Consider the following 12,108-nt stretch of genomic DNA (forward strand, 5'->3'; position numbering starts at 1 on the left):
CCCAAGCCGGGCGCGGCGCCCCTCCCCCGCATGATCGCGGCCCAGGCGGCGCTGGAGACCAAGATGCTGCTGCGCAACGGCGAGCAGCTGCTGCTGACGGTCGTGATCCCGACCCTGCTGCTGGTGCTCTTCGGCTCCGTGGACATCGTCGACACCGGCAAGGGCAAGGCGGTCGACTTCCTCGCGCCGGGCATCCTGGCCCTCGCCGTGATGTCGACGGCGTTCACCGGGCAGGCCATCGCGACCGGCTTCGAGCGCCGCTACGGCGTGCTGAAGCGGCTCGCCTCCTCCCCGCTGCCGCGCTGGGGCCTGATGGCCGCGAAGACGGCGTCCGTCCTGGTGACGGAGGTCCTCCAGGTGATCCTGCTGACGGTGATCGCCTTCGCGCTGGGCTGGTCCCCGCACGGCAACCCCCTCGCCGTCCTGCTCCTGCTGATCCTCGGCACGGCCGCCTTCTCGGGCCTCGGCCTGCTGATGGCGGGCACCCTGAAGGCGGAGGCGACCCTGGCCGCCGCCAACCTGGTCTTCCTGCTGCTGCTCGTCGGCGGCGGCGTGATCGTGCCGCTGGACAAGTTCGGCTCGGCGGGCCAGCAGATCCTCGGCCTGCTGCCCATCTCGGCCCTCTCCGACGGCCTGCGGGACGTGCTCCAGCACGGCGCCGGGATGCCGTGGGGCGACCTGGGCATCCTCGCCGTGTGGGCGGTCGTGGGGCTCGCGGCGGCCGGGAAGTTCTTCCGCTGGGAGTAACCGGGGAGCAGCCACGGAGGCGTGACCCTCGTGTTCGGGGTGCCCCTCGTGAAAGCGTGCACAAGCGGCGGCCTACGATGGTGCGCGTGCCAAAGCTGACCCCCGCCGACGCCGTGGCGGCCCTGCGCAACCCGCTCGCCTTCATCGCCGCACGCTGGACCCCGGATCCCCGGACGGTCCGGCGGGCGGCACTCGCCGCGCTCGTCATGTCGGTGGTCATCGTCGTCACCGGCGGTGCCGTACGCCTGACGGGCTCGGGCCTGGGCTGCCCGACCTGGCCCACGTGCACCGACGACTCGCTGACCACCACCAGCGCGATGGGCTTCCACGGAGCCATCGAGTTCGGCAACCGCATGCTGACGTACGTGCTGTGCGCGGCCGTCGGCTGGGCGATCATCGCCGCCCGCTCCGAGAAGCCGTACCGGCGCAGCCTCACCCGGCTCGGCTGGACGCAGTTCTGGGTGGTCATGGGCAACGCGGTGCTCGGCGGCATCGTGGTCCTGGTGGGCCTGAACCCGTACACGGTCGCCGCGCACTTCCTGCTCTCCACGGGCCTCATCACCGTCGCCACGGTGATGTGGCAGCGCACCCGCGAGGGCGACGGGGAGCCGCGGCCCCTGGTCGGCAAGGCCGTGCGGCAGCTGGTCTGGTTCCTGGTGACCGCGTCCGCGCTGCTCATCGCGGTCGGCACGGTGGTGACCGGGGCCGGGCCGCACGCGGGCGACTCCAGCGAGGTCGAGCGGATCCCGATCGACTGGGAGACGGTCAGCAAGCTGCACGCCGTGCTCGCCTGGATCGTGGTGACCCTCACCTTCGCCCTGTGGTTCGTGCTCAAGGCCGTCGACGCCCCCAAGGGCCCCCTCGACCGCACCCGCGAGCTGTTCCTGATCCTGCTCGCGCAGGGTGTCATCGGCTACGTCCAGTACTTCACGCACCTGCCCGAGGCGCTCGTCGGCCTCCACATGTTCGGCTCGTGCCTGGTGTGGATCGGTGTCCTGCGCGTCCTGCTGTCGCTGCGGGAACGCCCCGATGTGACGGCCGGTTTCCCCGCTCAGTCGCACGACGCCGTGAGCGCGTCGATCGCCGGGCCCAGGTAGCCCCGGGTCAGCAGGGCCCGACGCGCCGTCCACTCCTCGGTGGGCGGCGCGGAACCGCCGTAGCGGCGTCGGCGGATGTCCTCGACGACCTCGACGGGTGCGCCCAGGCCGGGCAGCAGGTCCAGGGCCTCGCGCTTGGAGATCAGCCGTCCGTCGCGCGCGGTGACGGTGGCACGGGCGAAGGTGACCATCCCCAGGTCGACCCACACGTCCTGCGTCCACAGCGGTGCCTTGTCGACGGCCGGCCGCCAGAAGTCCCGCTGGTCGCGTACGACGAAGTCGCCGAGTTCCCGGTCCGGCACCGGCGGCAGCAGCCCGGCGGGCACGCGCCCGTGCAGCACCCGCCCGAAGGAGTGCAGCTCACGCCGGGTCACCGGGGTGACCGTCCGCTTGAACAACTGCTCGTGCGCCCACGTCAGATGGCGGCGGGCGGCGTCGTCCACGGTGTCCGGGGTGAGGTAGGTGCAGTGCAGCGCGGCGGCGAGGGGCTGGGCCCGCATGCGGGCGTGCACGACGGCCACCTTCCATACGTCCCCCGGGGTCACGGGGTGGGGCAGCACCGCGATCAGATCCAGGTCGCTGCGGCCCTCCTGGTAGTCGCCCCCGGCGAGCGAGCCGTGCGCCCAGACGGCGACGGGCCTCAGTGCCGTCAGTTCACGGAGGAAGCGGTCCAGTAACGTCTCGGTCTCCATCCGCTCAGTCTGTACGGCTCACCCCAGCCCATAAACCCTGCGCGCGTTGTCCGCCGCGACCATCCGGGCCACCCGCTGCGCGTCCCCCAGGGACCACGCGCCCTCCGCCACCCAGCCGCCCAGCACCCGGCCCAGCGCCTCGCGGAACAGACGGGCCCCGGCCACGTGCAGCTCGGGCAGGCCGTGGGCGCCGCTGGAGAAGAGGATCTTGCCGAACGGGGCCAGCTCCAGGGTCTCGGCGAGGACCGTGGCCGCACGGGCACCGGTGCGGACGAGGGCCGCGCCCGAGTCGGCGTACACGTGCGGGAAGACGCCGGCCAGGTGGGCGGTGTGGCGGTGGTACGGGTAGCCGTGCAGCAGGACCAGATCCGTGCCGAGCCCGGCGGTTGCCCGGACGAAGTCGGTGAGCAGCACCGGGTCCGTACGGTCGATGCGCGAGCCGGGCTCGCCGAGACCGGAGTGCAGCTGGAGGGGCAGCCCCGAGGCGACCGCGATCCACAGCAGGTGCCGGAGCAGCACCGGGTCGCTCAGCTCGCCGCCGACCCGCCGCCCGGCCAGCCAGCGGCCCGCCGCGCCGCGCACCTCGCCCGGGCCGGGCGGTTCCGGCGCGAGCGCGAGGCCGTGCCGCAGACCTGCCACGGAGGTGAAGGCGACGGCGTTCGCGGCGGCTCCGTGCACCGACTCGGCGAGGTTGGCGAGAAACGACTCGACGGTGCCCGAGGTGTCGGCGACCTGCTCCGCGAGCAGTTCGAGCCGGACGATCTCGCAGGCCTCGGCGTCGCCCGTGGAGGCCATCTCGGCGGGGCCGGTGAGGTCGCCGGGCAGGCCCGTGTCGACGAGGTAGGTGGTGATGCCGCTGCCGCGCAGCAGCCTGCGGCCGGCTTCGAGTACGCCGAGTTCGCGGCGCCGGGCGAGATAGCGGGCCGGCGAGCAGTGGGGTTCCAGGCCGAGGAGGGGCGGGCACCAGCGGCGTACGGCGAAGCCGGTCTGGGTGTCGAAGAGGGTGGTGCCCGGGGCGGGCGGGCCCTCGGTGCGCGCGAGCTGGGCCTCGAACGTGCCGAGGCCCAGTTCCGTTCTCAGGACACCGTGGCAGTACTGGTCCACCAGGGACGGCGTTTCGATCATCCGGGCTCCCCGGGGCTGGACGTTCCTCACACGTCCTAACGGGTGAACCGGGTGTCAGGTGTTGCTGGTGTCAGGTGTTGCTGGTTCCGGTGTGGCCGGTTCAGGCGTTGCTCGGACCGCCGAGCTGGATCCCGGCCATCCGCTTCCACTCGTACGGCCCCGTCTTCACCTTCGCCGCGAACTCGCCGTCGAAGGACTCGTGGACCGTGATGCCCGCCTTCCGCACCGCCTGCTCGGCGATCTCGGTGCTGGGGGCCACCAGGTCGCCCCAGCCGCCGTCCTCGCCGACGAGGACGATCCGGGCGCCGCGCTCGCCGATGTGGGCCACCTGGCCCTCGGCGCCGCCGTGCGCCTTGGAGAAGGCGCTGATCTGCTTCGCGAGCCGGGCCGCCGTACGCTCGGCCTTCGGGTCAACCTGCTGCGTGTCTGCCATGGCCAGGATGCTACTCACGGGTAGATCGGCTGGCGAGAGCAGGGCCCTGTGACCTGTGCCGTACGGCGGCGCGTCAGCGCAGGAAGGGGTCCACCGCGACCGCGACGAAGAGGATCGACACGTAGGTGATCGACCAGTGGAACAGGCGCATCTCCTTGAGCTTGGCGCCGGTCACCTCGGCCTTCGCCCGGTTCTGCAGCCCGTGCGCCTCCCACAGCCAGAAGCCGCCGGCCGCGAGGGCGACCAGGGTGTAGAACCAGCCGGTGTAGCCGAGCGGGGTCAGCAGCAGGGAGACGGCGACCATCACCCAGCTGTAGATGACGATCTGCCGGGCGACCACCTTGTTGGAGGCGACGACCGGGAGCATCGGCACGCCCACGCGCGCGTAGTCCTCCCTGACCTTCATGGACAGCGGCCAGTAGTGCGGCGGCGTCCAGAAGAACATGACGAGGAAGAGGATGATCGGCGCCCAGGACATCGAGTCGGTGACGGCGGACCAGCCGATCAGCACCGGCAGGCAGCCGGCGATACCGCCCCACACGATGTTCTGCGACGTACGCCGCTTGAGGATCATCGTGTAGACGACGACGTAGAAAAGGAGCGCTCCGAGTGACAGCCAGGCGCTCAGCCAGTTGACGGTCAACCCGAACAGCAGCGTCGAGACGACCGCGAGGGTGATGCCGAAGGCCAGGCACTCGCGCGGGCTGACCATCCCGGTGACCAGCGGGCGCTGCGAGGTGCGGTCCATCAGGGCGTCGATGTCCCGGTCGATGTACATGTTCAGCGCGTTGGCGCCGCCCGCCGAGAGGTAGCCGCCGAGGCAGGTGAGCAGGACCAGCTTCAGGTCGGGTACACCCTGCTGCGCCAGGAACATCACCGGAACGGTGGTGATGAGCAGCAGCTCGATGATCCGCGGCTTGGTCAGAGCCACGAATGCCTTGACACGGGCCCCGAACGGCCGGTGAACCGGGCTTTGGCTCGTCCCGAGCGCACCCGCTGGACGGGATTCGACGGCCGTCACGCACACCCCTGACAGAGACATCCCAGCAAGCCTCCCCTGTGAAGTCCCGGTAAAGGCTCGCGCGTACCACGCCACTTTAGACGTTGCCCATACCTCGGCCTTCGCGGGGGTGGGGTCGTGTTGGCGACCGGCGCATTAGAGGGGTCCGAGGGCTCGATTGAGCAGTCAGATGAGCGGCTCCGTATTCATGTGCCGAATGCGTCCTCGGCCAGTCGGGAGGCGGATCTCCAAGAGTCCCGGCAGTCTGGAATCACTCGAAAAAATGCACGTCCTTACGGGGGTAGGCTCAACAGCGGCCGGTGGGCAGAAGTGCACCGGCGGCCGGGTGGGGGCATGCCCCGAAGACCGGCGACCGACATGTGGAGAGGAGCCCTGACCCAGGGTGAGCACCAAGCCGACCACCACAGACCTTGAGTGGACCGAGCTGGACCAGCGGGCCGTGGACACCGCCCGCGTCCTGGCCGCCGACGCCGTACAGAAGGTCGGCAACGGCCATCCCGGTACGGCGATGAGCCTGGCTCCGGCCGCCTACACCCTCTTCCAGAAGGTGATGCGGCACGACCCGGCCGACCCGGAGTGGGTCGCCCGCGACCGCTTCGTGCTGTCCGCCGGTCACTCGTCCCTGACCCTCTACACGCAGCTCTTCCTGGCCGGCTTCGGCCTGGAGCTGGACGACCTGAAGTCCTTCCGCACCTGGGGCTCGAAGACCCCGGGCCACCCGGAGTACGGGCACACCAAGGGTGTCGAGACCACCACGGGCCCGCTGGGCCAGGGTGTCGCCAACGCGGTGGGCATGGCCATGGCCGCCCGCTACGAGCGCGGTCTGTTCGACCCGGACGCCCCGCAGGGCGAGTCCCCCTTCGACCACTTCATCTACTGCATCGCCGGTGACGGCTGCCTGCAGGAGGGCATCTCCGCCGAGGCGTCCTCGCTCGCCGGCCACCAGGAGCTGGGCAACCTGATCCTGCTGTGGGACGACAACCACATCTCGATCGAGGGCGACACCGAGACGGCCGTCTCCGAGGACACCGCCAAGCGGTACGAGGCCTACGGCTGGCACGTGCAGCGGATCGCCCCGAAGCCGGACGGCGACCTCGACCCGCACGCCATCTACAACGCGATCGAGGCCGCGAAGAAGGTGACGGACAAGCCGTCCTTCATCGCGATGCGCTCGATCATCGCCTGGCCGGCCCCGAACGCGCAGAACACCGAGGCCGCACACGGCTCGGCGCTGGGCGACGACGAGGTCGCGGCCACCAAGCGCGTCCTCGGCTTCGACCCGGAGCAGTCCTTCGAGGTCTCCGACGAGGTGCTGGGCCACACCCGCCAGGCCGTCGAGCGCGGCCGTGAGTTCAAGGCGGAGTGGGAGAAGTCCTTCCAGCTCTGGCGCGACAACAACACCGAGCGCGCGGCCGAGTTCGACCGCATCAGCGCGGGCGAGCTGCCCACCGGCTGGGAGGAGAAGCTCCCGGTCTTCGAGCCGGGCAAGGGCATCGCGACGCGTGCCGCCTCCGGCAAGGTGCTGCAGGCGCTGGGCGCGATCGTCCCCGAGCTGTGGGGCGGCTCCGCCGACCTCGCCGGGTCGAACAACACGACCATCGACAAGGAGAGCTCGTTCCTGCCGGCGGACAACCCGCTGCCGGAGGCGGACCCGTACGGCCGCACCATCCACTTCGGTATCCGCGAGCACTCCATGGCCGCGGAGATGAACGGCATCACGCTGCACGGCAACACCCGTGTCTACGGCGGTACGTTCCTCGTCTTCTCCGACTACATGCGCAACGCGGTGCGCCTGTCGGCCCTGATGCACCTGCCGGTGACGTACGTGTGGACGCACGACTCCATCGGTCTGGGCGAGGACGGCCCGACCCACCAGCCCATCGAGCACCTGGCCTCGCTGCGCGCGATCCCCGGTCTGAACGTCGTCCGCCCCGCGGACGCCAACGAGACCGCGATCGCCTGGCGCGAGATCCTCAAGCGCTACACCAAGGAGTTCGGCAAGGGCGCCCCGCACGGCCTCGCGCTGACCCGCCAGGGTGTGCCGGTCTACGAGCCGAACGACGAGGCCGCGCGCGGTGGTTACGTGCTGTTCGAGGCCGACGGCGGCGAGCCGCAGGTGATCCTGATCGCCACCGGTTCCGAGGTGCACGTGGCCGTCGAGGCGCGCGAGCAGCTGCAGGCCGAGGGTGTGCCGACGCGGGTCGTGTCCATGCCGTCGGTGGAGTGGTTCGAGGAGCAGGACCAGGGGTACCGGGACTCCGTGCTGCCGCCGTCCGTGAAGGCCCGTGTCTCCGTCGAGGCGGGCATCGGCCTCACCTGGCACAAGTACGTCGGGGACGCCGGCCGCATCGTTTCCCTGGAGCACTTCGGTGCTTCCGCGGACGGCAAGGTCCTCTTCCGCGAGTACGGCTTCACTGCCGAGAACGTGGCCGCGAAGGCGCGGGAATCCCTCGCCGACACTCAGCGCTGACGCTCATATACGACACGTAGGAGATGTAATTCCATGACAGACGCACTCAAGCGCCTCTCCGAGGAAGGCGTCGCGATCTGGCTGGACGACCTGTCGCGCAAGCGGATCACGTCCGGCAACCTCGCCGAACTGATCGACCAGCAGCACGTCGTGGGCGTCACCACCAACCCGACGATCTTCCAGAAGGCGATCAGCAGCGGCGACGGCTACGAGCAGCAGCTCGCGGACCTCGCCGCCCGCAAGGTCACGGTCGAAGAGGCCATCCGCATGATCACCACGGCGGACGTCCGCGACGCCGCCGACATCCTGCGCCCCGTCTTCGACTCCACCGACGGCCAGGACGGCCGGGTCTCCATCGAGGTCGACCCGCGGCTGGCCCACAACACCCGGGCGACCGTCGCCGAGGCCAAGCAGCTGGCCTGGCTGGTCGACCGCCCGAACACCCTGATCAAGATCCCGGCCACCAAGGCGGGTCTGCCGGCGATCGCCGAGACGATCGGCAACGGGATCAGCGTCAACGTCACGCTGATCTTCTCCCTGGAGCGCTACCGCGCGGTCATGGACGCCTACATCACGGGCCTGGAGAAGGCGCGCGAGAAGGGCCTGGACCTCTCCCTGATCCACTCCGTGGCGTCCTTCTTCGTGTCCCGCGTGGACACCGAGATCGACAAGCGGCTGAACGCCCTCGGCACCGACGAGGCCAAGGCGCTGCGCGGCAAGGCCGCCGTCGCCAACGCGCGCCTCGCCTACCAGGCGTACGAGGAGGTCTTCTCCTCCGACCGCTGGAGCGCGCTGGAGAACGCGGGCGCCAACAAGCAGCGTCCGCTGTGGGCGTCGACCGGCGTGAAGGACCCGGCCTACCAGGACACCATGTACGTGACGGACCTGGTCGCGCCGAACACGGTCAACACCATGCCGGAGGCCACCCTGGAGGCCACCGAGGACCACGGCGAGATCACCGGCGACACCGTCGCCGGCACCTACGGGCAGGCGCGCGCCGACCTCGACGCGCTGGAGAAGCTCGGGATCTCGTACGACGACGTCGTCCAGGTGCTGGAGGACGAGGGCGTCGAGAAGTTCGAGGCGTCCTGGAACGACCTGCTGAAGTCGACCGAGGCGGAGCTGCAGCGCCTCGCTCCCTCGGAGGGCTGATTTGTCACCCCTTGCTGGTTCCGGAGCGAACCCGCTTCGTGACCCCGCCGACCGACGGCTCCCGCGTATCGCGGGGCCGTCGGGCCTGGTGATCTTCGGCGTCACGGGCGACCTGTCCCGCAAGAAGCTGATGCCCGCGGTGTACGACCTCGCGAACCGGGGTCTGCTGCCGCCGGGCTTCTCCCTGGTGGGCTTCGCCCGCCGTGAGTGGGAGCACGAGGACTTCGCAGCCGAGGTCCACGACGCCGTCAAGGCGCACGCCCGTACGCCGTTCCGTGAGGAGGTCTGGCAGCAGCTCATCCAGGGGATGCGCTTCGTCCAGGGCACCTTCGACGACGACGACGCCTTCGAGCGGCTGCGCGCCACCATCGAGGAGCTGGACAAGGCACAGGGCACGGGCGGCAACTTCGCCTTCTACCTGTCGGTGCCGCCGCGCTCCTTCCCCGTGGTCATCCAGCAGCTGAAGAAGCACGGACTGACCGACCAGACCGGCGGTTCCTGGCGCCGCGCGGTCATCGAGAAGCCGTTCGGCCACGACCTGGAGTCGGCCGAGGAGCTGAACAAGGTCGTGCACGAGGTGTTCGAGCCGGACCAGGTGTTCCGGATCGACCACTACCTCGGCAAGGAGACCGTCCAGAACATACTGGCGCTGCGCTTCGCCAACACGATGTTCGAGCCGATCTGGAACCGGTCCTTCGTGGACCATGTGCAGATCACCATGGCCGAGGACATCGGCGTCGGCGGCCGCGCCGGCTACTACGACGGCATCGGCGCCGCCCGTGACGTCATCCAGAACCACCTGCTCCAGCTGCTCGCGCTGACCGCGATGGAGGAGCCCGCCTCCTTCGACGCGGACGCGCTGGCCGCCGAGAAGACCAAGGTGCTCGGCGCCGTCCGGCTGCCGAGGGACCTCGGCCGCAGCACCGTCCGCGGCCAGTACGCGGCGGGCTGGCAGGGCGGCGAGAAGGTCATCGGCTACCTCGAAGAGGACGGCATCGACCCCAAGTCGAAGACCGACACCTACGCGGCCGTGAAGCTGGAGATCGACAACCGCCGCTGGGCGGGCGTCCCCTTCTATCTGCGCACCGGCAAGCGCCTCGGCCGCCGCGTCACCGAGATCGCCGTCGTCTTCCAGCGGGCGCCGCACTCCCCCTTCGACCACACGGCGACGGAGGAGCTGGGCTCGAACGCGGTGGTCATCCGCGTCCAGCCGGACGAGGGCATCACGGTCCGCTTCGGCTCGAAGGTGCCGGGCACCTCGATGGAGATCCGGGACGTGTCCATGGACTTCGCCTACGGCGAGTCCTTCACGGAGTCCAGCCCGGAGGCCTACGAGCGGCTGATCCTGGACGTGCTGCTGGGCGACGCCAACCTCTTCCCGCGCACGGAGGAGGTCGAGCTGTCCTGGAAGATCCTCGACCCGATCGAGTCGTACTGGGACAAGCACGGCAGGCCCGCGCAGTACCCGTCGGGCACCTGGGGCCCCGCCGAGGCGGACGAGATGCTCGGACGAGACGGACGGAGCTGGCGCCGGCCATGAAGATAGACCTGACCGGCACCACCGCCGGCAAGATCAACAAGGCGCTCGTCAAGGGCCGCCGGGCCATCGGCACCCCCGCCGTGGGCATGGTCCTGACCCTCGTCATCGTCACCGACGAGGAGAACGCCTACGACGCCCTCAAGGCCGCCAACGACGCGTCGCGCGAGCACCCCTCGCGCACGCTGGTGGTCATCAAGCGCGTCTCCCGCTCCCCGCGCGACCGTACGTCGTCCCGGCTGGACGCCGAGGTGCGGGTGGGCGCGGACGCGGGCACCGGAGAGACGGTGGTGCTGCGGCTGTACGGCGAGGTGTCCGACCACGCCGACTCGGTCGTCCTGCCGCTGCTGCTGCCGGACGCCCCGGTCGTCGTCTGGTGGCCGGTGAACGCCCCGCTGGACCCGGCCAAGGACCCCCTCGGCGCGCTCGCCCAGCGCAGGGTCACCGACACCTACGCCGCCGAGCAGCCGGTACGGGAGCTGTCCGCCCGTGCCGAGGCCTACACGCCCGGCGACACGGACCTGTCCTGGACCCGGATCACGCCGTGGCGCTCGATGCTGGCGGCGGCCCTGGACCAGGTGGTCTGCGAGGTGCAGACCGTCGAGGTGGAGGGCGAGGAGTTCAACCCGAGCTGCGAGCTGCTCGCGATGTGGCTCGCGGACCGCCTGGACGTGCCCGTCAAGCGCTCCCTGTCCTCGGGCCCGGGCCTGACCGCCGTCCGTATGGACACCAGCTGCGGCCCGATCGTCCTGGACCGGGCCGACGGCTCGCTGGCCACCCTGGCCATCGAGGGCCAGCCGGCCCGCGCGGTGGCGCTCAAGCGGCGGGACACCGCCGAGCTGATCGCGGAGGAGCTGCGCCGGCTCGACCCGGACGACACCTACGCGTCGGCGCTGCGCTACGGCGTGGAGCGGCTGAACACGGGTGCGGAGGCCGCCGCGGCTCAGCCGGTGGCCGAGGCCGAGGTCGCCGCGGCCCCTGCCAAGAAGGCGGCCGCCAAGAAGGCCCCGGCGAAGAAGGCGGCGGCGAAGTGAGCACTCCGCAACTGGTCGTGCACCGCGACAAGGAGCTGATGGCGCAGGCCGCCGCGGCCCGTCTGATCACGAAGATCGTGGACGCGCAGGCCTCCCGGGGCCACGCGTCCGTGGTCCTCACGGGGGGCCGCAACGGCAACGGCCTGCTCGCCGCGCTGGCGGCGGCCCCCGCCCGGGACACCGTCGACTGGAGCCGGCTCGACCTCTGGTGGGGCGACGAGCGCTTCCTCCCCGAGGGCGACCCGGAGCGCAATGTCACGCAGGCCCGCGAGGCCCTGCTGGACGCCGTACCGGTGGACCCGGAGCGTGTGCACGCCATGCCCGCGTCCGACGGGCCGTACGGTGCGGACGTGGAGGCGGCCGCGGAGGCGTACGCGGCGGAACTGGCGAAGGCGGCCGGCCCCGAGAACCACGGTGCCGTTCCCTCCTTCGACGTGCTGATGCTGGGCGTCGGCCCGGACACCCACGTGGCCTCGCTCTTCCCCGAGCTGCCCGCGGTCCGCGAAACCGAGCGCACGGTGGTCGGCGTCCACGGCGCCCCCAAGCCGCCGCCGACCCGGGTCTCGCTGACCCTGCCGGCGATCCGCTCGGCCCGCGAGGTCTGGCTCCTGGCGGCCGGCGAGGACAAGGCCCAGGCCGTGGCCATCGCCCTGTCGGGCGCGGGCGAGGTCCAGGCACCGGCGGCGGGAGCGTACGGCCGTCAGCGGACGCTGTGGCTACTGGACGCGGCCGCGGCTTCCCAGCTGCCCCGGTCGCTGTATCCGCCGGCGTCCCCGTAAGCCGGGGTGCCCACCGACCAC

General features: G+C 70.9%; 11 protein-coding genes. 7 read left to right on the forward strand and 4 right to left on the reverse strand.

Features of this window, described 5'->3' with window-relative positions; translation table 11 throughout:
* Positions 1–30 precede the first annotated feature (30 nt).
* Together BEK98_RS03120 and BEK98_RS03125 are read left to right on the forward strand one after the other, a co-directional pair.
* Complete coding sequence (locus BEK98_RS03120) at positions 31–747, forward strand: ABC transporter permease (RefSeq protein ID WP_244201724.1); 717 nt, start codon at positions 31–33, stop codon at positions 745–747.
* 77 nt (positions 748–824) lie between these two features.
* Positions 825–1,844 (forward strand): COX15/CtaA family protein, encoded by a 1,020-nt coding sequence (locus BEK98_RS03125; RefSeq protein WP_094214795.1) that lies wholly within the window; start codon positions 825–827, stop codon positions 1,842–1,844.
* Here BEK98_RS03125 and BEK98_RS03130 read toward each other — a convergent pair.
* The 4 genes from BEK98_RS03130 to BEK98_RS03145 form a co-directional block, all read right to left on the reverse strand.
* Positions 1,799–2,536, reverse strand: coding sequence for a nucleotidyltransferase domain-containing protein (locus BEK98_RS03130; protein ID WP_094214796.1), 738 nt, complete (start codon positions 2,534–2,536; stop codon positions 1,799–1,801). The two genes, BEK98_RS03125 and BEK98_RS03130, sit on opposite strands and share 46 nt — an antisense overlap.
* Positions 2,537–2,554: 18 nt before the next feature.
* Positions 2,555–3,661 carry an amidohydrolase family protein gene (locus BEK98_RS03135; protein WP_094214797.1) on the reverse strand — a complete coding sequence of 369 codons (1,107 nt, stop codon included), beginning with the start codon at positions 3,659–3,661 and terminating at the stop codon, positions 2,555–2,557.
* 100 nt (positions 3,662–3,761) lie between these two features.
* A complete protein-coding gene (locus BEK98_RS03140; RefSeq protein WP_094214798.1) occupies positions 3,762–4,094 on the reverse strand; it encodes a hypothetical protein in 333 nt (110 codons plus the stop codon).
* A 73-nt stretch (positions 4,095–4,167) separates the two neighbouring features.
* Complete coding sequence (locus tag BEK98_RS03145) at positions 4,168–5,136, reverse strand: heme o synthase (protein ID WP_425276581.1); 969 nt, start codon at positions 5,134–5,136, stop codon at positions 4,168–4,170.
* A 361-nt stretch (positions 5,137–5,497) separates the two neighbouring features.
* On the opposite strand from BEK98_RS03145, the gene tkt reads away from it, so the two are divergent.
* From tkt to pgl, 5 genes are read left to right on the forward strand one after another with little or no spacing between them, the layout of a single operon-like run.
* A complete protein-coding gene (tkt, locus tag BEK98_RS03155; RefSeq protein WP_094214800.1) occupies positions 5,498–7,585 on the forward strand; it encodes a transketolase in 2,088 nt (695 codons plus the stop codon).
* Positions 7,586–7,618: 33 nt separating this feature from the next.
* Positions 7,619–8,737 carry a transaldolase gene (tal, locus tag BEK98_RS03160; RefSeq protein WP_094214801.1) on the forward strand — a complete coding sequence of 373 codons (1,119 nt, stop codon included), beginning with the start codon at positions 7,619–7,621 and terminating at the stop codon, positions 8,735–8,737.
* A 1-nt stretch (position 8,738) separates the two neighbouring features.
* Entirely contained in the window at positions 8,739–10,277 is a 1,539-nt protein-coding gene (gene zwf, locus BEK98_RS03165) for a glucose-6-phosphate dehydrogenase (protein ID WP_094214802.1), read from the forward strand.
* Positions 10,274–11,308: a glucose-6-phosphate dehydrogenase assembly protein OpcA gene (gene opcA / locus BEK98_RS03170; protein ID WP_094214803.1), complete on the forward strand. Its 1,035-nt coding sequence runs from the start codon at positions 10,274–10,276 to the stop codon at positions 11,306–11,308. The genes zwf and opcA overlap by 4 nt, the downstream gene beginning before the upstream one ends.
* A complete protein-coding gene (pgl, locus tag BEK98_RS03175) occupies positions 11,305–12,087 on the forward strand; it encodes a 6-phosphogluconolactonase (RefSeq protein ID WP_094214804.1) in 783 nt (260 codons plus the stop codon). The genes opcA and pgl overlap by 4 nt, the downstream gene beginning before the upstream one ends.
* Positions 12,088–12,108 lie beyond the last annotated feature (21 nt).

The organism is Streptomyces diastatochromogenes, from assembly GCF_002242805.1.
Lineage (GTDB): Bacteria > Actinomycetota > Actinomycetes > Streptomycetales > Streptomycetaceae > Streptomyces > Streptomyces diastatochromogenes.

What these genes read in the sequence shown, in the direction of transcription:
- BEK98_RS03145 (WP_425276581.1), bottom strand. Translation starts at nt 5,136, where the DNA reads ATGTCTCTGTCAGGGGTGTGCGTGACGGCCGTCGAATCCCGTCCAGCG.
- BEK98_RS03135 (WP_094214797.1), bottom strand. Translation starts at nt 3,661, where the DNA reads ATGATCGAAACGCCGTCCCTGGTGGACCAGTACTGCCACGGTGTCCTG.
- BEK98_RS03125 (WP_094214795.1), top strand. Translation starts at nt 825, where the DNA reads ATGGTGCGCGTGCCAAAGCTGACCCCCGCCGACGCCGTGGCGGCCCTG.
- tal (WP_094214801.1), top strand. Translation starts at nt 7,619, where the DNA reads ATGACAGACGCACTCAAGCGCCTCTCCGAGGAAGGCGTCGCGATCTGG.
- BEK98_RS03140 (WP_094214798.1), bottom strand. Translation starts at nt 4,094, where the DNA reads ATGGCAGACACGCAGCAGGTTGACCCGAAGGCCGAGCGTACGGCGGCC.
- BEK98_RS03130 (WP_094214796.1), bottom strand. Translation starts at nt 2,536, where the DNA reads ATGGAGACCGAGACGTTACTGGACCGCTTCCTCCGTGAACTGACGGCA.
- BEK98_RS03120 (WP_244201724.1), top strand. Translation starts at nt 31, where the DNA reads ATGATCGCGGCCCAGGCGGCGCTGGAGACCAAGATGCTGCTGCGCAAC.
- opcA (WP_094214803.1), top strand. Translation starts at nt 10,274, where the DNA reads ATGAAGATAGACCTGACCGGCACCACCGCCGGCAAGATCAACAAGGCG.